General features: G+C 71.5%; 15 protein-coding genes. 7 read left to right on the top strand and 8 right to left on the bottom strand.

The features are described 5' to 3' along the window. The first annotated feature begins 88 nt into the window (after window positions 1-88). The 3 genes from F4556_RS21920 to F4556_RS21930 all read left to right on the top strand — a co-directional run bounded on the left by F4556_RS21920 (window position 89) and on the right by F4556_RS21930 (window position 7094). Window positions 89-1366: a thymidine phosphorylase gene (locus F4556_RS21920; RefSeq protein ID WP_184918739.1), complete on the top strand. Its 1278-nt coding sequence runs from the start codon at window positions 89-91 to the stop codon at window positions 1364-1366. A 119-nt stretch (window positions 1367-1485) separates the two neighbouring features. Further along, window positions 1486-4287 carry a PKD domain-containing protein gene (locus tag F4556_RS21925; RefSeq protein ID WP_184918741.1) on the top strand — a complete coding sequence of 934 codons (2802 nt, stop codon included), beginning with the start codon at window positions 1486-1488 and terminating at the stop codon, window positions 4285-4287. Between the two features lie 20 nt (window positions 4288-4307). Continuing rightward, on the top strand, window positions 4308-7094 hold the full coding sequence (locus F4556_RS21930) for a PKD domain-containing protein (protein WP_184918743.1): 2787 nt from the start codon (window positions 4308-4310) through the stop codon (window positions 7092-7094). A gap of 51 nt (window positions 7095-7145) precedes the next feature. Here F4556_RS21930 and F4556_RS21935 read toward each other — a convergent pair whose 3' ends face one another. The 3 genes from F4556_RS21935 to F4556_RS21945 are packed head-to-tail and all read right to left on the bottom strand — an operon-like array spanning window position 7146 to window position 9139. Further along, a complete protein-coding gene (locus F4556_RS21935) occupies window positions 7146-7391 on the bottom strand; it encodes a hypothetical protein (protein WP_184918745.1) in 246 nt (81 codons plus the stop codon). Window positions 7392-7433: 42 nt separating this feature from the next. Beyond that, on the bottom strand, window positions 7434-7841 hold the full coding sequence (locus tag F4556_RS21940) for a Uma2 family endonuclease (RefSeq protein WP_184918747.1): 408 nt from the start codon (window positions 7839-7841) through the stop codon (window positions 7434-7436). Further along, window positions 7838-9139 (bottom strand): MFS transporter, encoded by a 1302-nt coding sequence (locus F4556_RS21945; protein WP_184918748.1) that lies wholly within the window; start codon window positions 9137-9139, stop codon window positions 7838-7840. Before F4556_RS21945 ends, F4556_RS21940 begins: the two co-directional genes overlap by 4 nt. 64 nt (window positions 9140-9203) lie before the next feature. Between F4556_RS21945 and F4556_RS21950 the strand changes: the two genes are divergently transcribed. Beyond that, a complete protein-coding gene (locus F4556_RS21950) occupies window positions 9204-10160 on the top strand; it encodes a LysR family transcriptional regulator (RefSeq protein ID WP_184918750.1) in 957 nt (318 codons plus the stop codon). Window positions 10161-10199: 39 nt separating this feature from the next. Here F4556_RS21950 and F4556_RS21955 read toward each other — a convergent pair whose 3' ends face one another. The 3 genes from F4556_RS21955 to F4556_RS21965 all read right to left on the bottom strand — a co-directional run bounded on the left by F4556_RS21955 (window position 10200) and on the right by F4556_RS21965 (window position 12560). Continuing rightward, window positions 10200-10487, bottom strand: coding sequence for a hypothetical protein (locus tag F4556_RS21955; protein ID WP_184918752.1), 288 nt, complete (start codon window positions 10485-10487; stop codon window positions 10200-10202). 176 nt (window positions 10488-10663) lie between these two features. Further along, window positions 10664-11872 carry an IS701 family transposase gene (locus F4556_RS21960; RefSeq protein ID WP_184915846.1) on the bottom strand — a complete coding sequence of 403 codons (1209 nt, stop codon included), beginning with the start codon at window positions 11870-11872 and terminating at the stop codon, window positions 10664-10666. Between the two features lie 103 nt (window positions 11873-11975). After that, window positions 11976-12560, bottom strand: coding sequence for a hypothetical protein (locus F4556_RS21965; protein ID WP_184918754.1), 585 nt, complete (start codon window positions 12558-12560; stop codon window positions 11976-11978). A gap of 278 nt (window positions 12561-12838) precedes the next feature. On the opposite strand from F4556_RS21965, the gene F4556_RS21970 reads away from it, so the two are divergent. Continuing rightward, window positions 12839-14773, top strand: a complete 1935-nt coding sequence (locus tag F4556_RS21970) for a DUF8189 domain-containing protein (RefSeq protein ID WP_184918756.1) — start codon at window positions 12839-12841, stop codon at window positions 14771-14773. Window positions 14774-14869: 96 nt separating this feature from the next. Here F4556_RS21970 and F4556_RS21975 read toward each other — a convergent pair whose 3' ends face one another. Both F4556_RS21975 and F4556_RS21980 read right to left on the bottom strand, forming a co-directional pair. Next, window positions 14870-15988: a glycoside hydrolase family protein gene (locus F4556_RS21975; RefSeq protein ID WP_184918759.1), complete on the bottom strand. Its 1119-nt coding sequence runs from the start codon at window positions 15986-15988 to the stop codon at window positions 14870-14872. Between the two features lie 131 nt (window positions 15989-16119). Then, window positions 16120-17337: an MFS transporter gene (locus F4556_RS21980; RefSeq protein WP_376775736.1), complete on the bottom strand. Its 1218-nt coding sequence runs from the start codon at window positions 17335-17337 to the stop codon at window positions 16120-16122. Between the two features lie 94 nt (window positions 17338-17431). Between F4556_RS21980 and F4556_RS21985 the strand changes: the two genes are divergently transcribed. Both F4556_RS21985 and F4556_RS21990 read left to right on the top strand, forming a co-directional pair. Then, window positions 17432-17881, top strand: coding sequence for a MarR family winged helix-turn-helix transcriptional regulator (locus F4556_RS21985; protein WP_313069239.1), 450 nt, complete (start codon window positions 17432-17434; stop codon window positions 17879-17881). A 170-nt stretch (window positions 17882-18051) separates the two neighbouring features. Beyond that, the gene (locus F4556_RS21990) at window positions 18052-19014 is read left to right on the top strand and encodes a polysaccharide deacetylase family protein (RefSeq protein ID WP_184918763.1); all 963 of its coding nucleotides are present in this window, start codon (window positions 18052-18054) and stop codon (window positions 19012-19014) included. Window positions 19015-19022: the final 8 nt, after the last annotated feature.

A 19022-nucleotide genomic window follows, 5' to 3' on the forward strand; every position in this document is an offset into this window, starting at 1 on the left:
TTAGTTACGCGCGTAGAGTGTCGCGGGGGATCAGCTCCCTCGCGGCACTCTTCGCATTTCCCTTCTTCGAACCTCCTGGAGAACCCTCATGGACGCCCCCTCCGTCATCAGGACCAAGCGCGACCGCGGCGAGCTGACCGATCCTCAGATCGACTGGGTGATCGACGCCTACACCCGCGGCGAGGTCGCCGACGAGCAGATGTCCGCGCTGGCCATGGCGATCCTGCTGAACGGCATGAACCTGCGCGAGATCAGCCGCTGGACCGACGCGATGATCCGCTCCGGCGTCCGGATGGACTTCTCCGCGCTCGGCGTGCCGACCTCCGACAAGCACTCCACCGGCGGTGTCGGCGACAAGATCACCCTCCCGCTGGCCCCGCTGGTCGCCGCCTGCGGCGCGGCCGTCCCGCAGCTCTCCGGCCGCGGCCTCGGCCACACCGGCGGCACCCTGGACAAGCTGGAGTCCATCCCCGGCTGGCGGGCGCTGCTCTCCAACGAGGAGATGATGTCGGTGCTGCGCGACGCCGGCGCGGTGATCTGCGCCGCCGGTGACGGCCTGGCCCCGGCCGACAAGAAGCTCTACGCGCTGCGCGACGTCACCGGCACGGTCGAGGCGATCCCGCTGATCGCCTCCTCGATCATGTCCAAGAAGATCGCCGAGGGCACCGGCGCGCTGGTGCTGGACGTCAAGGTCGGCTCCGGCGCCTTCATGAAGAACCTGGCCGACGCCCAGGAGCTGGCCCGCACCATGGTCGGCCTGGGCAAGGCGGCCGGGGTCAACACCGTCGCGCTGCTCACCGACATGTCCACCCCGCTCGGCCTCACCGCGGGCAACGCGCTGGAGGTCCGTGAGTCGGTCGAGGTGCTGGCCGGCGGCGGCCCCGCCGACGTGGTCGAGCTGACCCTGGCGCTGGCCCGCGAGATGCTCGCGGCGGCCGGCGTGCACGGCAAGGACCCGGCCGACGCGCTGCGGGACGGCTCCGCGATGGACCACTGGCGCCGGATGATCTCCGCCCAGGGCGGCGACGTGGACGCCCCGCTGCCGGTCGCCCGCGAGCAGCACGTGATCACCGCCTCCTCGACCGGCGTGCTGACCGGTCTGGACGCCTACGCGGTCGGCGTCTGCGCCTGGCGCCTGGGCGCCGGCCGGGCCCGCAAGGAGGACCCGGTGCAGGCCGGTGCCGGCGTCGAGATGCACGCCAAGCCGGGCGACCGGGTGACGGCGGGTCAGCCGCTGCTGACCCTGCACACCGACACCCCCGAGCGCTACGACTACGCCCTCGAGGCGCTGGCCGGCGGCGTCACCATCGCGCCCGAGGGCACCGCGTTCACGCCGAACCCGATCATTCTCGACCGGATCGCGTAACTTGCCCCGTTCTGACGCCTGGTGAGCGGGCGTCAGGGCGGTATCCCGTTGGTGGCGGGTCCGTGGCCCCTGATAGTTGTTTGCTGCACACTTGCGAACGATCATCGGGGGCCTCTGCCTTGTCGTCCATACGCCGCCGCCGACTTGGGGCCGCCACCTTCACCACCGCCGGGATCCTGAGCCTGGGTCTGCCCGCCCCGGCGACCGCCGCCGAGGAGCCCTCGGTCCTGCGGGTCGAGAACCGCGCGGCGGCCAACTGCTCGGACAGCGGCTCCGGTTCGATCGCCCAGCCGTACTGCACCATTCAGGCGGCGGTGAACGCGGCCAAGCCTGGGCAGACCGTGCTGGTGGTCAACGGCCGCTACGGCGAAAAGGTCACCGTGACCCGCTCGGGCGAGCCGGGCCGGCCGATCACCATCAAGTCGGGGACCGGCGTCAAGCCGCGCGTCGGCGTCACCACCCCGGACCTTGTGGACCACGCCTTCGTGCTGACCAACGTTCACGACGTGACGGTTCAGGGTTTCCGAACGGTGCCCACCCTCGCCGAGAGCGTGCTGGTGAGCGGATCGCAGCGGATCGTTGTCGATCAGCTCGAGCTCCAGTCGCCCGAGGGTTCCGCCGCCCCGGCGATCCGGGTCACCGGTGCCTCCGGGGCGGTGACCGTCAGCCGAAACCGGATCGGAGGCTGGAACGGGGGTGGCGTGGCGGTCGACGCCGGTGTCACCGGTGCGGTGGTGACCACCAATGCGATCACCTTCGGCCGCACGGCCGGGATCCTGGTGACGGACGCTCCCGGCACCGTGATCACGGGAAACACGGTGGTTGCCCAGTTCGCCCCCGGCATCTCCCTGGCGGGCGCTTCCTCCGGTTCGGTCGTCCGGAACAACATCATTGCCGATGGTGACAGCTACAACGCCGCCGTCAACGCCGAGGCGGAGCAGACGGTCGAGCTGTCGGTCTCGGCCGGCTCGGTGCCGGGCACCACGGCGGACCACAACAGCCTCTGGAGCCACGGCGAAAGCCCGGCGTACTCCTGGGGCGGCCAGAAGTACCGCGCTCCCGCCGAGTTCGCGGCCGCCAGCGGGCAGGGTAAGGCCGACCTGCTGGAGCGTCCGGCGTTCCAGCTCGAACCCGGGCCGTACATGTCGGTCGTACCGACTGCTGCGTCCGGCTCGACCGACGCGGCCGATCTGACCGGCATCACCGTGCCGGACACCGACAGCGAGGGCAGGCTCCGGGTGGACCACCCGGGTGTGGCCAACTCCGCCGGTGGGTTCGTGGACCGGGGCGCGGCCGAGTTCCAGGCGTACTCGAGGCTGGCCGCCACGCTCGACGTCAGCCAGGGGCCGTACCCGCTCAAGGTCAAGGCGACCGCGACGGCGTTCCCCAACTGGCCGGACAGCACGACGGCCTACCGCTACGACTTCGGTGACGGCAGCGAACCGGTCGTCAGCACCGAGCCGACGGCCTCGCACACCTACACGGCCAAGGGCGACCACCTGGTGCGGGTGAGCGTGGCGGGGGCCGACCCCAACACGGCGCTCAAGGCCGGGGCCGTCGCGGTGAAGGTCAACGAACCCGGCGAGTTGGTGAACGTTCTGACGGTCACCCCGGTCGCGCCGAGCCAGAACCAAGGGCCGCTGGCTCACTGGTTCGACCTGAGCGCCAGCACCAGCCCCTGGCGGATTCTGCGCTACCAGGTCGACTTCGGTGACGGCAGCGCGAAGGCCGACCAGACCTGGGGCTCCACCACGCACGACTACGCGCAGCCCGGCGTCTACACCGTGACGGCCACTCTGACCGACGAGGGCGGCCGGACCAGCACGGTGACCCGCCAGCTCAAGGTGGCCTATGCCGCCGCAGGGTTCACCGCCATCACCCCGACCCGGTTGCTCGACACCCGACTTCCCGGAATGTGGGGCCTGAGGCGGCTCGGCCCCGGCGAGTCGATCGACGTTTCGCTGCTCAAGCCGAGTGCCGAGGCGACGGTGCTGAACGTCACCGCCGTCGACCCCGGCCAAGGCGGCTTCTTGAGCGTCTACCCGGGCGGCGCGCCCGTACCGGGCACGTCGAGCCTGAACTTCCTGGCCGGGCAGACCGTTTCGAATCTCGTGACCGTCCCTGGTGGGGTCTACGGCAGGGTCACCGTCCGGAACGGCTCCGGTGGTCCGGTCGACGTGCTGGTCGATCAGGTCGGTTACTACCAGGAGGGCAGCGGCGACCGGTTCGGGGCGCTGGCGCCGAGCCGGGTGCTCGACACCCGCGCCGTGGGTGGGGCGGTCGTGCCGGACGGGACGGTGTCGTTCCAGGTGCGCGGGGCGGGTGGGGTGCCGGCCGACGCGAAGTCGGTGGTGCTCAACCTGACGGTGACCGAGCCGAGTTCGGGTGGGTTCCTGACGGCGTACGCGAGCGGAACCGAGCAGCCGGGGACGTCGAGCCTGAACTTCTCGGCCGGTCAGACCCTGGCGAACCAGGTGGTGGTGCCGATCGGCGAGGACGGCAAGGTCACTGTCGCCAACCGGGCGGGCCGCTCCCACGTGGTGGCCGATGTCTTCGGGTACTACGGGCCGAGCGGCGACTCGCTGTTCACCCCGGTGGTGCCGCGCCGTCTGGTGGACACCCGGGAGGGCACGGGCCCGGTCGGGGCGAACGCCTTCCTGAAGGTGGCGTCCGGGGCTCCGGCCGGGGCGACCGGGGCGGTGCTGAACGTGACGGCGGTGACGCCGAGTTCGGGCGGCTACCTGACGGTGTGGGCGGACGGCGCGGCGCGTCCGGGGACCTCGAACCTCAACTTCCTGCCGGGGCAGGTGGTTCCGAACCACGTGACCACGCCGCTCAGTGCGGCGGGCGCCTTCGACGTGTACAACCCGGCGGGCCGGACCGACGTGGTCGCCGACCTGTTCGGCTACTTCACCAAGTGATCAGTTCTGGGGGAACCTTCTTGTCATCCACACAGCACAGACTCGGCATCGCGGCCCTCGCCGCGACCGGACTGCTGGGGGCGGCCCTGACCGTCCCGGCGGCCGCGGCCGAGGTGCCTGCGACGCTGTACGTCAACAACGCCCGGAAGTCCAACTGCGCGGACGGCGGCCAGGGTTCGAAGACGCAGCCGTACTGCACGATCCAGGCGGCGGTGAACGTGGCCGGTCCTGGGCAGACGGTCGAGGTGGCGATCGGGCAGTACCGGGAGCAGGTGACGGTCAACCGCTCGGGTGAGCCGGGGCGGCCCATCGTCATCAGGAGTGCCCGGGGCGGGAGCGATGCGGCCCTGGTGGGTGGCAACGTGTCGCCGACCACCCACAACTTCCTGCTGAAGAACGTTCACGACGTGACGGTGCGGGACTTCATCACGAAGTACAGCGCCGCCGAAGGCGTGCTGGTGGAGGAGTCGCAGCGGGTCGTGGTCGACTCCCTCGACATGCTCTTCAGCTCCGCCGACCACGCCCCGAAGGCCGGGGTGCGGATCACCGGGACCAGTTCCGAGGTGACGGTCAGTCGGAATCGGATCGGTGGTTCGTTCGGCCCCGGCATCGTGGTGGACCCGGGAGTGACCGGGGCGGTGCTGACCACCAACGCGCTCACCTCGAACCACCAGGGCGGCATCCGGGTCACCGGCGCGCCCGGGACGGTCGTGACCTCCAACTCCCTTGCCGCCAACAAGGACCGGGGGATCGTGCTGGACGGCGGCTCGTCCGGCTCGACGGTCAAGAACAACATCGTGGCCTGCTCCGACCAGCACTACGACGGCAACCCGGTCGACCCGGTCGAGATCACGGTGTCGGCCGACTCCGCACCCGGTACGAAGGCGGACCACAACAGCCTGGCCACCTGCGCCGGCGGCACGGTGTACTCCTGGGCCGGTCAGAAGTACGCCACTCAGGCCGCCTTCGCGGCCGCCACCGGGCAGGGCACGGCCGACCTGATCGAGCTGCCGGGCTTCTCCCGCAGCTGGGGCAACAACAGCTCGGTGGTGCCGACGGAGCTCTCCGGTTCGACCGACTCCGCCGACCAGTCCGCACCTGGCCTGCTGCCCACCGACCTGTTCGGCAGGCAGCGTGCGGACCACCCGGACGCCGCCAACTCGGCCGGTGGGTACGCCGATCGGGGTGCGGCGGAGTTCCAGGCGTTCGCCGTACTGAGTGCGTGGCCCGACTTCCGGCGGGGCCCGGGGCCGCTGACGGTGACCGTGACCGCGCAGGCCGGCAAGCAGTGGCCGGGCACCGCCACGTACACCTTCGACTTCGGCGACGGCAGCGCGCCGCTGGTCACCACCGAGCCGAAGGCCGTATACACCTACCCGACCAAGGGGACGTTCCCGCTGACCGTGTCGGCGGCCGTCCCCGGGGCGGGTGCCTCGATCACGGACGAGCCGCAGCAGATCTCCGTCACAGAGCCCGGTGACCTGGTACCCCAGCTGAAGGTGACCCCGGCCCTGGGCTGGGACGACGAAGGCGCGCTCGGCTACGCCTTCGACCTCGGCGCGAGCATCAGCCCCTGGCGGATCACCGACTACGACATCGACTTCGGCGACGGCTCGACCCACGGCACCTGGAGCGGGCAGACCCACACCTACAACCAGCCCGGCAGCTACACCGTGACGGCCAAGCTGAAGGACCAGGTCGGCCGGACGGCCACGGTCTCCCAGCGGCTCGAAGTTGCTTACGCCGCATCGGGGTTCACCGCGATACCGCCGACCCGGCTGCTCGACACCCGGACCGTCGCCGTGCCGTGGGGCCGGATCCCGGCCGGTGAGTCGCGGTACTTCAAGGTCAAGGGGGACGCCACCGAGGCCGTCGTCCTGAACGTCACCGCGGTCGATCCGGAGCAGGCGGGCTTCCTGACCGTCCAGCCGAACGGTGCCCCGCGCCCGGCGACCTCGAACGTCAACTTCGGGGCCCGGCAGAACGTCTCCAACCTGGTCACCGTCCCCGGCGGACAGGGCAACGAGGTCCTCGTCCACAACAGCTCCGGCGGCCAGGTCGACGTGGTCGTCGACCAGGTCGGCTACTACCAGGCCGGTGCCGGTGACCGCTTCGGGGCGCTGGCGCCGAGCCGGGCGCTGGACACCCGGGCGGCGGGCGGTGCGCTCGGCCCGGACGGGACGGCCTCGTTCCAGGTCCGTGGCGTGGGCGGGGTGCCGGCCGGTGCCAAGTCGGTGGTGCTCAACCTGACGGTCACCGAGCCGAGTTCGGGTGGGTTCCTGACGGCGTACGCGAGCGGCACGGAGCGTCCGGGGACCTCGAACCTGAACTTCTCGGCCGGTCAGACCCTCGCCAACCAGGCGATCGTGCCGATCGGCGCCGACGGCAAGGTGACGGTCCTCAACAAGGGCGGCAACACCCACGTGGTGGCCGACGTCTTCGGCTACTACGGGGCGGGCGGCGACTCGCTGTTCACCCCGACGGTGCCGACCCGCCTGGTGGACACCCGCAACGGTCCGGGCGCGATCGGTCCGGGCGCGTTCCTCAAGGTGGCGTCCGGTGCCCCGGCGGGCGCGACCGGTTCGGTGCTGAACGTGACGGCGGTGACGCCGAGTTCGGGCGGCTACCTGACCGTCTGGGCCGACGGCGCACCCCGCCCGGGCACGTCGAACCTCAACTTCCTCGCCGGCCAGGTGGTCCCGAACCACGTGACCACCCCGCTCAGCGCGGCAGGCGCCTTCGACATCTACAACCCGGCCGGCCAGACCCACGTGGTCGCCGACCAGTTCGGCTACTTCACCAAGTAGGACCTGCGTCGACCGAAGCCCCGGCAGCTCGCTGCCGGGGCTTCGCGCTGCTCAGCGGGCGCGCAGCCGGAGGTACGTCCCCACCGTCCCGACCAGCCCGGCGACGGCGATCACCCCGCACCCCACCTGCCGCAACCCGGGCCCGACCGACACCACGGCGGCCAGCCCGGCCAGCAGCAGGGTGACCAGCAGCATGGCGAGTACGCCGGCGGCGAAGCCGATGAACGCGTCGAGTTCGGCGGTACGGTCCGGATCCCTGTGCACGGCGAGTGAGCCCAACTCTCGGGGAGACGACACCTGTTGCCCTACCCGTGGTGACCCGATCGAATCGAGCGGGATTCAGGCGTAGGTGAGCAGCCCGCTGGTGTCGATGGTCCAGGGACCGACCGGGACGGTGTCGCCGAAGGCGAACTTCTCCCGGGACGCGTAGCCGGGTTGGGAGTGCACGATGCCGGTGCCGTCGCGGGGGTCGACCAGCAGGTAGTGCGGGATGCCCATGGCGGCGTAGTCGTGGACCTTGTTCTCGTAGTCGTTCTCGGGGTTGGACGTGGAGACGACCTCGACCACCAGCACCACCTCGTGGGGGAGCAGCGCAGGCGCGGCGCTCTCCAGTGCCGCCTCCGCGAAGACCATCATCGTCATGGTGATCATGCCGTTCGCGATCTCCACCTTGCTGATGCCGGGTACGGCCGGAAGCCGAGAGGCGATCTCGCGAAGCCGGGCGTACGTGGCCGGATCGGTGCTCATGCCCGGAGTGTACGGACGGCCGTGGCCCGGCGGGTGGCGACGGCCTTGCGGGTGGCGTACAGGGTGACGCCGGCGGCCAGGGTCATCGCGGTGAGGCCGACGGTGGCGGTGCCGGGCCAGCCGGTGGCGTGGTAGGCGTCGGCGCCGAGGGTGCCGCCGAGGCTGTTGCCGAGGTAGTAGGCGATCAGGTAGAGGGCGGAGGCCTGGGCGCGGCCTTCGGTGGCGGTGCGGCCGACGGAGGAGGAGGCGGTGGCGTGGCCGGCGAAGAAGCCGGCGGTGATCAGGGTGAGGCCGAGCAGGACGCCGGGCAGGGTGTCGGAGAGGGAGAGCAGCAGGCCGGTGGTGGTGGTGCCGATGGCGACGTAGAGGGTGCCGCGTCGGCCGAGGCGGCCGACCAGGCGGCCGGCGCAGGCGGAGGAGAGGGTGCCGACCAGGTAGACCACGAAGATCGAGGCGGCCACCGACTCGGGGAGGTCGAACGGGGCGGCGACCAGCCGGTAGCCGACGGTGTTGTAGACCGCGCCGAAGACGGCCATGAAGAGCAGGCCGAGCCCGTAGAGCCGGAGCAGCAGCGGGTTGCGCAGGTGGCCGGTGACGGTGCGGGCCAGGGCGCGGGCGTCCAGCGGGGTGCGCCGGAACTGCCGGGCGGCGGGGATCAGCAGGCGGAAGGCGAGGGCGGCAGCCAGCGCGAGGACGGCCGAGACGGCCAGACCCCAGCGCCAGCCCCAGGCGGCGCCCGCCCAGCCGGAGGCGAGCCGGCCGCCCATGCCGCCGATGCTGTTGCCGGCCACGTACAGGCCCATCGCGGAGGCCAGCGCGCTCGGGTGGATCTCCTCGGCCAGGTACGCCATCGCGGTGGCGGGCAGTCCGGCGAGGGCGGCGCCCTGGACGGCGCGCAGGATCACCAGGGTGGTGAGGTTCGGCGCGAACGGCAGGGCCAGCGCGATCCCGGCGGCGGCCAGCATCGAGGCGGTCATCACCGCGGTCCGCCCGTACCGGTCGGACAGCGCGCTGGCCGGGAGCAGTGCCAGGGCGAGCCCGAGGGTGGCCACCGAGGCGGTCCAGCTGGCCTGACCGGGCGTCAGGCCGAGGTCGGCGGAGAGCAGCGGCAGCAGGCCCTGGGTGGAGTACAGCAGGACGAAGGTGGCGATCCCGGCGGCGAACAGCGCCAGGTTCGCGCGCCGGAAGGCGCGGTCACCGGGGCGGTGCCGGGTGTCGGCCGAAGTGGCGGCGGGGGACGGCGAGGGAAGGGCACCCGGCAGCTCGGCTGCGGATGCCCCGGTACTGGCAGGCGGCATGGAAGTGAAGTTAGGGCGTCGGCCACTGATGCGTCCAATACATGAATCGTCGATAATTCATGCCATGTCGCATGAGAGCAGCTCACCGCCGCCGACCCTGGCCGACCTCGGCCCGGAGACCGATCTCGCCCTGCTCGCGCCGCAGTTGGCGCAGTTCGCGGCGGTGGCCCGGCTGGAGCACGTGACCCAGGCGGCGCAGTTGCTGGGGATGCCGCAGCCGACGCTGTCCCGTTCGGTGGCCCGGCTGGAGGCGGAGCTCGGGGTGCGGCTGCTGGCCCGTCAGGGGCGGACGGTGCGGCTGACCCGGGCCGGGCGGATGCTGCTCGGTTCGGTCGAGCGGGCGCTGGCCGAGCTGGAGCGCGGGGCGGAGGCGGCCAGGGCGGAGGCCGATCCGACGGTCGGCCGGGTGGCGTTCGGGTTCCTGCACACGATGGGGTCGGACGCCGTCCCGGCGCTGCTGCGCGGCTTCCGGGTGGGGCATCCGCAGGTCCGGTTCCAGCTGGTGCAGGACTACGTCGGGGCGATGCTGGAGCGGCTGCGGGCGGGCGAGCTGGACCTCTGCCTGGTCTCGCCGTTGCCGGACGCCGCCGACCTGACGGCCCGTCCGCTGGACGAACAGCGGCTGCACCTGACCGTCCCGGCCGACCACCGGCTGGCCGGGCGGCGGCGGATCCGGCTGGCGGAGGTGGCCGAGGAGCCGTTCGTCGCGGTCGAGGAGGGGTACGGCCTGCGGGTGATCACCGACGGCTTCTGCGCGGAGGCGGGCTTCTCGCCTCGGATCGCGTTCGAGGGGGAGGAGGCGGAGACCCTGCGCGGGCTGGTCGCGGCGGGCCTCGGGGTGGCGCTGCTGCCGCCGGCCCTGGTGCCCCGGCCCGGCGTGGTGGAGCTGGAGGTGACCTCGCCCCGGACCCGCCGGGCGATCGGGCTGGCCTGGGTGACGGGCCGTCCGCTCACCCCGCCGGTGGCGGCCTTCCGGGACTTCGTCCTGTCCCGCCGGGGCCGCCTGCTCGACCACGACTGAGCCGGGCCGGGCGGGCCCGGCCCGGCCGAGGGCGAGGGGTCAGACGCCGATCGCTATCGCCAGCAGGGTGACGACGATCAGGTAGGCCAGCCCGGCGCCGGCGATGACGCCCACCATGGCCAGGGCCTTCGCCGGGGTGGCGAGCGGCTTGCGGGCGATCTTGGTGTTGATGAAGAAGGCGCCGGCACCCAGCGCGCCGCCGATGGCGCCGCCCACCACGAGGAGGGCGATCGGCAGGATCGACAGCGCCTTCTGCCAGGTCTCGAGCCCTTCGAGCGGGTTCTTCCGGGGCAGCTTGGGCTCGGCGGAGCGGGACAACTTGGACAAGACGATTCCTCGGGGTCGGCCGGGTCGGCCCTCCGATCGGAGGGCCGGACGCAGCCTAGTAGTGCTTTGTTAGGTGGTGTCGTAGGGCTGCCAGGGGGTGGGTTGTCGGCAGGTGGGGCAGTGGCCGGTCCAGGTGGCGATGAGGTGCTGGAGGAGGTCCAGGGTCTGATAGAAGGTCAGGCCCTGGACAGGGCTTTTGGGTGGGTGCGCTGTTCGGTGAGGAAGAGGTGGGCGGCGCTGACGAGGGTGACGTGGCGGTGCCAGCCAGTGAAGGAGCGGCCCTCGAAGTGGTCCAGGCCCAGACGGGTCTTCAGCTCCCGGTAGTCGTGTTCGATCCGCCAGCGTGACTTGGCGAGGCGGACGAGGTCCTTGGCGGGGATGTCGGCAGGCAGGTTGGAGATCCAGTACTTCACCGGCTCCCTCTCGCCGTCGGGCCACTGCGCGATCAGCCAGGTGAGCGGGATCGTGCCGTCGGCGGCGGGCTTGGGACGCCGTCCGGCCAGGCGGACTTTCAGCAGGACGAAGTGCGAACTCATCGCCGCCTTCGAGCCCTTGCGCCAGGTGATGCTCCGCCCGGCTCGGCGCCCGGCGGCGAGCGCGTGCTCACGCAAGGCCAGTGGACGGGTGCGGTAGCGGGGCAGCGGCCGCGGGCCCAGACCGCCATAGGCCGGCTGATGGGGTTCCTCGTCCTGGCGGTAGGCGGTCATCTCGCCCTTGGCCTGCAGCACATAAGCCAGCGAGCGGTCCTCGAGACCGCGGCGGAAATCGGCGTTCGCGCCGTAGGCGGCATCCGCGACCACCACCGCGGGTCGCAGCCCCGTGCCGGCGAGCTCGTCCAGCATGTCCAACGCCAGGCGCCATTTCGGCTGGTGGCGCACGTCGTCGGGGATGCGGCACGCCGCCCGCCGGGCTTCGGCCTGGGGCCCGTCCCAGGACTGGGGCAGGAACAGACGCCAGGACAGCGGACAGGAGGCGGTGTCGGAGACGGCGTGGACACTGACCCCGATCTGGCAGTTGCCGACCTTTCCCAACGTCCCCGAGTACTGCCTGGCCACCCCGGGCGAGGCGGTGCCGTCCTTGGGGAAGCCGGTGTCGTCCACCGCCCACACCTCGGGCCGCACCGCCCGGACCGCTCGCCACGCCAGCCGCAGACCCACCTCGCGGGCCGACCAGGTCGAGGAGGTCATGAACTGCTGCAACCGCTGATGGTCCACCCCAAGGCGTTCGGCCATCGGCTGCATTGACTTGCGCCGGCCCTCCAGCAACAGCCCCCGCAGATACAGACCGCCCTTGGCCCGCTGGTCACAACGGGCCAAGGGCACGAACATCTCAGCCGCGAACTCCTCCAACCGGCCCCGCCACACCGCAAGTTCCCCAGCCCTCATACAGGCAGAGAACTACCAACCCCCAGACCTGGCAAGACACCTAACAAAGCACTACTAGGGGGTTGTCCCGTAACTGCCGGCCCCGACAAGGCGCCCTCGGTCGTCAGCCATCCGTCTGGTCGGAGTCAGGGTCGAGCACTGTGAACAGGCCGTCGGCCTCCGCCGTCTCCAGCGGAAGAGTGCCGGGGGTGCCGCGGAGGGTGAGGCTGTGGGTGCCTGGCTCGGCGTCGAGGGCCACGGTGGAACGGAACAGCAAGCGGATCACGCCTGGCTGCCTGATACCGCCGCCGAACCAGTTCGCGATCTGTGCGGCGTAGTTGGTGCTGCACCTGGTCGGCGTGGAGCCGCTCAGCACCATGCAACCGTCAGTGACATCCCACAGCCCCGTGTCAGCCTTCAAAGACAGGACGGAACCCGCCCTGGGGTCCTCGGTCTGCGGTACGCCCTCCGGAGGGACCGTCATCGTCAGGATGACGTCGACCGACTCGCCTGGCGCCGCAGACAGTGTCGACAACGTCGCGGACACGTGCTCGGTCACCAGGAAGGGCAGCGCGGCACGGGCGGGTGCGGGTGCGGCGGCAGCGGGCAGCGTGCCGAAGGCGAGCAGCACCGGCATCGCGGCGGCAGCAGCCCGCCGCGCCAGACGGGTACGCCAAGGCCGAGAACCTGTGGGGAGCGCTTCGGGCATACGAGACCTCCGGAGAGCGGGCGGCGCGCACGCGCCTACGGCCCCCCTCGAGCACCACACACAGTAGCCAGCAGTGACGAAAAGCAGCGGATTTGGCGCTGGTGGCCCCGGCCCGGTCACCCGCACGGCGTCGGTACCTGCCACGAAGACTCTGATGGTTCGTCAATTGGCTTTCCTCGTGGATAAATGTGCCAGGGTCGCTTCGGATGATCTGCCCCGCAGAGCGTTAGCCTCCTTCTGGTCCGACCGCAGTCGAGTTCGTTCAGAGGGGAGTCCACATGGTCATCGGACGACGGCGATTCCTCGCATCCTTCGCGGCCACCGCCCTCGCCTTGCCCGTCCTGGCCGAGGGGGCCGCGACCCGTACGGGCACGGCCGTGAGCGCGGCCGGAGTCCTCGGTCCCGGGCCACTGTTCATGCAAGTCGTCGCGCACGAGGACGACGACATCCTGTTCATGAACCCTGACCTGTCCAACGCGATCGCCAACGGCACGCCGTCCGTCACGGTCTTCGTCACCGCGGGGAACGTGACCGGTGACCCCTGCCCCGCGTACTGCTGGGACACCGAAGGCGAGCCGCTGCGCACCCGGAACCGGCAGATGGGTGCCGTCAACGCCTACTCCCGGATGGCTGGGGTGGGAGACACCGCCCCGACGACCGACGAGGTCGGACTCTGGACGGCCGAGGCGTGGATGCTCGCGGGCAAGCAGGTCGAACGGTTCGTCCTCAAGGGACGGCCGGTGCACCTGATCTTCCTCAACCTGCACGACACCCAGCTCGACGAGGTCCAGGCCGGCGGCACCGACACCACGGTCGTCCCGGACGGCAGCCCGTTGTCCGGACCGTCGACCTACACGGCCGAGGACGTCATCGAGGTGCTGCGGCAGTTGATGGTGGCGTACCAACCGACCGTCCTTCGGCTCCAGGACGAGAACCCCGACAGCCGCTACTCGGGCGAACACTCGGACCACATCGCCGCCGCGACGTTCGCCGGTGAGGCGGCCCGTCAGTACAGCGGCTCGTTGATCGAGATCGCCTACCGGAACTACAACATCGGCGACTGCCCGGTGAACCTGGACCCGGCGACGACCGGGGACAAGAGCCTGTACTTCTCCGAGTACGCCAGCCACGACCACTCGGGGATCCTCAACGCCTCATGGTTCTCACGGATGTACTACCGCTGGTCGCGGGGCACCTCGTGGGCCGGGCTGAACGCGGACGGCCGTCCGCAGGTCTTCGTCGTCCGGGCCGGCGCCCTGTGGACCCATTGGCGGTGGGGGGACGGCAACTGGGGCGGCCCGCAGCGGCTGGCCGACCCGGGCGGCCGGTTGGCTTCGGGAATTGCGGTCGGCAACAACGCCGACGGGCGGCTGGAGGTCTTCGCTCACCGCCTGACCGACCATCACATCATCTCCCTGGCACAGGACACACCCAATGGCGGGTGGCGGAACGCCTGGACCGACCACGGCAGCCCCAGTGCCGCGTCCGGCAGGCCGGACCAGGTCGGCGTGCCCGTTGTGGCCAACGACCAGGACGGGCGACTGGAGATCTTCGTCAAGAACGGCGCAGGCGGGGTCAGCTGTACCTGGCAGACGGCCCCGAGCGGTGGGTGGGTGGGGACGTGGGCGGACCTGGGTGGCTCCGACGTCCAGGACCCGGTCACCGCGATCCGCAACGGTGTCGGGGCGATCGAGGTGTTCGCCAGCACCCGTACCGGCGTCCTCGGCTGGTGGCAGGGGGCCCCGAACAGCACCATCTACGGCCCGGGCCCCGTTCCGGGCGCTCGGCCGGCGAGCCCGCCCAAGGCCGCGCTGGACCAGGACGGCCGTATCGAACTCGCCTACCGCGAGGTCGGCACCGGCGCGATGCTGGTCAGCTACCAGATCCGGCCTGGCGGTTCATGGGTCCAGGCCCCGGTCTCCCTCGGCGGGGACGGGGGCGTGGGCGAGCCGGCGGCAGCCACCCTCGGCGGACGGGTCGTCCTGTTCGAACGGAACCGTGGCGGCGGCGTGAGCACCACCGCCCAGAGCGCCCCGAACTCCAACTACACCGGCTGGCGGGACCTCGGCGGCACCGTCCTCGACTTCCCGGCCGCGATCACCGACGGCGCCGGTGTCCTCCACGTGTTCGCCATCGGCACGGACGGCCAGGTCTACTACCGCACGAGCACGACGGCCACCGGCTTCGACGACTGGCGGGTCCTGCCGACCTGACCTCCGGTGGCGCGGATGCGCGCGTCCCGGGCGAGCGAGCTGCCCGCCCGGGGAGTGCGTGCCCTGGACGCTCACGACCCTGGTGAGGCACTCGGCTCACCGAGCGTCGCCCCGTCGGCCGTGTTGGCCGGCGCTGCGCTGGTCGGTGCAGTGGAAGTCCGCGAACGGCGGGTGCCAGAGCCCGCCGTCTCCAGCGGTGCCACGCGGCGGCTGGTAGGTGAGCGGTTCGAAGTGCAACCCGGCCCTCGTCTCGTTGGCTTCCCCGGTCCACAGGTCGATCCCCTGCCAGGCTTGCCCGTCCACCACGGAGACCGTCCGGGGCTGCCCGCCGCAGGAGGTGGCCGAGATGTCGCGTCGCCCGCGCTCCGGCGCCCCGGCCACCGCCAGGCTGACCGGGGCGGACCACGGCCCGAGCGGGCCGTCCGCCGTCATGTAGCCGGTCGCGGTGCCGGAGCAGTAGCCGCAGATCGGATCGCTGTAGGTGCCGAACCAACTGTGAGTGGCCGGTTCGTACCAGATGCCCGGCGCCTCCACCCCGTCCAGCTCGGCCAGGTGGGCGGCGCCGCGCCCGGCGCTGCCGGTGCCCCAGTGGTCGATCTGCTCGACGGACAGCGTGGAGTCCGGCATGGTGCACGCCACGACCAAGGAGCGGCTCGTGGCGTCGACGGCCAGCCCGAAGTCCCCGTTGCCGTAGCAGCTGTACAGCGGGGGTTTGCGGTAGGAGCCGTACGGTGCCCCGGCGGTCGGCCCGCACGGCCCTGCCGGTGAGTTGCACCCCATGACGTTGTACGCGTTGGCCCAATTGCGGTTGTAGTCCGACGGCGAGTTGAACCACAGCACCCACACGCCGTCGTCGGCTCCCCAGCCCGAGCGCTTGACCATGCGCGGGTTGAAGCAGCCTGCGCTCACGCACTCCTGCTGCCAGCTGAGACCCGAGTAGGGGTCCGTCGAGTCCGGGGGGAACAGCAGCCGCGGCGGCGACCACGGCCCGTCGGGACTGGGCGCGGTGGACACCCCGAATCCGCACCAGGGCGCCCGGGCGTCCAGCCAACGGAAGCCGCAGCCGTACTCGGTGCCGTAGAGGTAGTAGGTCGAGCCGTCCTTGAGCACCATGCCGTCGTGGAGGTCGATCGACTTGATCGTCACCGGCATCGGCACCACCGCCCGTGCGTCGGGGGCCGGGAGCACGGCCGAGAGCGCAGCGAGGAATGCCACCAGCCAGACCTGGAACCGCATGAGGAATCGTCTTTGCGCGGATGCTGTGGTCATCTGACCATTGAATGGAGGCCACTCGGAGAGGCGTGCCGATTAGGCCGGTGACGGGCGTGTCCGCTCAGCCTGGGGGCCTAGGCCGGGACGCCCACTCGGACCGGGGCGGCCCGGCGCTCCAGGGCGGCGGAGAGCACGGCCAGCAGCAGGGCCGAGCCGGTGAGCGCGGCACCGACCAGGTTCGGCGCGGTGTAGCCGTAGCCGGCCGTGATGACCACGCCGCCGAGCCAGGCGGCGAGGGCGTTGCCGAGGTTGAAGGCGCCGATGTTGACGGCTGAGGCCAGGGTCGGGGCCTGGGCGGTCTGGTCCAGCACCCGCTTCTGCAGCGGGGGGACGGTGGCGAAGCCGAAGGCGCCGAGCAGGGGCACGGTCACGATGGCCGCGAGCTGGTTGTGCGCGGTGAAGGTGAACGCCAGCAGGGTGAGGCTGAGCAGCCCGAGCGAGAGGTACAGCAGCGGCATCAGGGCCCGGTCCGCGAACCGGCCGCCGACCAGGTTGCCGATCACCATGCCGAGGCCGAACAGGACCAGCAGCCAGGTGACCGAGGAGTCGGAGAAGCCCGCCGGGCCGGTCATCATCGGGGCGATGTAGGTGATGGCGGCGAACACGCCGCCGAAGCCGAGCACGGTCATCGCCATCGCCAGGCCGACCTGGACGTTGCGGAACGCGGACAGCTCCTGCCGGAGCCGGGCGGCCACCCGGGGGCGCGGCAGCTCGGGGACGAGCAGGGCGATCGCGGCCACCCCGGCCACGCCGACGGCCGCGACCAGGGCGAAGGTGACCCGCCAGCCGAGCTGCTGGCCGATCAGGGTGCCGAGCGGGACACCGACCACGTTGGCCACGGTGAGGCCGGTGAACATGGTGGCGATCGCCCCGGCCTTGCGGTCGGGGGCGACCAGCTCGGCGGCGATCACCGCGCCGATGCCGAAGAAGGCGCCGTGCGCGAGCGAGGTCACCACCCGTCCGGCCAGCAGCAGTTCGAAGCCGGGCGTGACGGCGGAGAGCAGGTTGCCGAGCACGAACACGCCCATCAGCAGCATCAGCATCCGCTTGCGCGGGATCCGGGTGCCGACCGCGGTGAGCAGCGGGGCACCGACCACCACGCCGAGCGCGTAGCCGGTGACCAGGATGCCGGCGGTCGGGACGGAGACGTCGAAGTCGGTGGCGATCAGCGGGAGCAGCCCGGTGATCACGAACTCGGTGGTGCCGATGCCGAAGGCACCGATGGCGAGCGCCAGCAGGGCCGGCAGGCTGCTGCGCGAGGTCTTCGCGGTGGTTGCGGGAGCTGATTGCATGCTTCGACAATAAATGCACACGCTGGATACTTGCAAACGCGGGATATCTCGCGGAGTCGCTATCCTGGACCCCGAGAGGCAGGAGGCCCCAGTGGTGCAGAGCGGTGAGCAGACGGTGCGACGCGGACTCGCGCAGGGCTGGGGGGCGCTCGCGGCGCTGTACGGACGGATCGACGCCCGGCTGGAGCGCGAGCTGCAGGCGGCGCACGGGCTGAGCGTGCGCGAGTACACGCTGCTGGACGTGCTGAGCCGTCAGCACCCGGGCGAGGGTGGCCACTTGAGGATGGGTGAGGTCGCCGAGGCGGTGGTGCTCAGTCAGAGCGCGACCACCCGGCTGGTCTCCCGGCTGGAGGACCGCGGCCTGCTGGCCCGCTATCTGTGCCCGACCGACCGCCGGGGCATCTACACCGACGTCTCCCCGGCCGGTCTCGAACTGCTCGAACAGGCCCGCCCCACCAACGGCGCCGCGCTCGACGCGGTGCTCACCGAGGCGGCGGAGCGGCCGGAACTCGCCCCGCTGGTCGCGGTGGTCCGGGGTCGGTAGCGCAGCGGTCCGGTCGGGCTTGGGCCGGTTCGTTCGCGCACCTCGGCGGTGGTGTCTGAATCCGGCCAGGCGCAGGTCAACTTCCTGAACTTATACCGCTCTTTACCAAATTGAGGGATATTGATTGGGGGCTGCAGGCACGGCTGCAAGGGATTGAACCGGGGGGAAACGTGTCGGAGCAGGACACGGCCGCGCGCGTCGCCGGCGGTGCGCCGGGTGAGGCCCGGCGGGGGCGGCTGGACCGGCTGTTGAGGCGTTCGCCGCTCCAGCCCCTGTTCCGGGCCCGGGCCGCGCGTCGGCTCTCGGTGCTCGCCTATCACGGGGTGGACGACCTGCCGAGCTTCACCGCCCAGATGGAGCGGTTGGTCAGGGGTGCCACCCCGGTCTCGCTCGGCGCCGTCGAACGGGCCGTCACCGAAGGGCGTCCGCTGCCGCCGCGCAGCGTGCTGGTCACCTTCGACGACGGCGACCGTACGCTGCTCACCCGGGGGCTGCCGGTGCTGGCCCGGCTCGGGGTGCCGGCCGCCGCCTTCGTGGTGGCCGAACTCATCGACGGGGACCAGCCGTTCTGGTGGCGCGAGGCGGCCGAGCTGGCCGCCCTGGGCGGCATCGCCGGTGCGCTGGCCGGGTTGCCGGCGGATGCGGTGGTGGGCCGGCTCAAACTGCTGCCGGACGTCGAACGGCGGGGCGCCATCGAGGAGTTGCGGGCCACCGCAGCTCGCCCGGCGGTCCGTCAGCGGCAGCTGTCCGCCCTGGAGTTGACGGACCTGGTGGCCGCCGGGGTGGCGGTCGGCAACCACACCCTCGGGCACCCCTGCCTCGACCGCTGCGAGCCGGCGGTGGTGCGCGCCGAGATCGAGCGGGCGCACCGGCTGCTGACCGGCTGGCTGGGGGCGCGGCCGACCGCGTTCGCCTATCCCAACGGCAACTTCGACGCCGGGGCCGACGCGGTGCTGCGCGAGCTGGGCTACCGGCTGGGCTTCCTGTTCGACCACCGGCAGGACGCGCTGCTGCCGCCACATCCCTTGCGGATCAGCCGACTTCGGGTGAACTCCGACACCAGCCGGGCCAGGTTCGACACAATCCTGTCGGGGCTGCACCCGGCCGTGCACCGGCTACGGGGCGGTTGCTGAGCCGAGGG

The sequence above is a fragment of the Kitasatospora gansuensis genome, assembly GCF_014203705.1.
GTDB classification, from domain to species: Bacteria; Actinomycetota; Actinomycetes; order Streptomycetales; family Streptomycetaceae; genus Kitasatospora; species Kitasatospora gansuensis.

Excerpts from the sequence above, each read along its gene's own strand:
- F4556_RS21920 (WP_184918739.1), top strand. The coding sequence starts at position 89 with ATGGACGCCCCCTCCGTCATCAGGACCAAGCGCGACCGCGGCGAGCTG.
- F4556_RS21940 (WP_184918747.1), bottom strand. The coding sequence starts at position 7,841 with ATGAGCACCGATCCGGCCACGTACGCCCGGCTTCGCGAGATCGCCTCT.
- F4556_RS21945 (WP_184918748.1), bottom strand. The coding sequence starts at position 9,139 with ATGCCGCCTGCCAGTACCGGGGCATCCGCAGCCGAGCTGCCGGGTGCC.
- F4556_RS21950 (WP_184918750.1), top strand. The coding sequence starts at position 9,204 with ATGTCGCATGAGAGCAGCTCACCGCCGCCGACCCTGGCCGACCTCGGC.
- F4556_RS21960 (WP_184915846.1), bottom strand. The coding sequence starts at position 11,872 with ATGAGGGCTGGGGAACTTGCGGTGTGGCGGGGCCGGTTGGAGGAGTTC.
- F4556_RS21965 (WP_184918754.1), bottom strand. The coding sequence starts at position 12,560 with ATGCCCGAAGCGCTCCCCACAGGTTCTCGGCCTTGGCGTACCCGTCTG.
- F4556_RS21970 (WP_184918756.1), top strand. The coding sequence starts at position 12,839 with ATGGTCATCGGACGACGGCGATTCCTCGCATCCTTCGCGGCCACCGCC.
- F4556_RS21980 (WP_376775736.1), bottom strand. The coding sequence starts at position 17,337 with ATGCAATCAGCTCCCGCAACCACCGCGAAGACCTCGCGCAGCAGCCTG.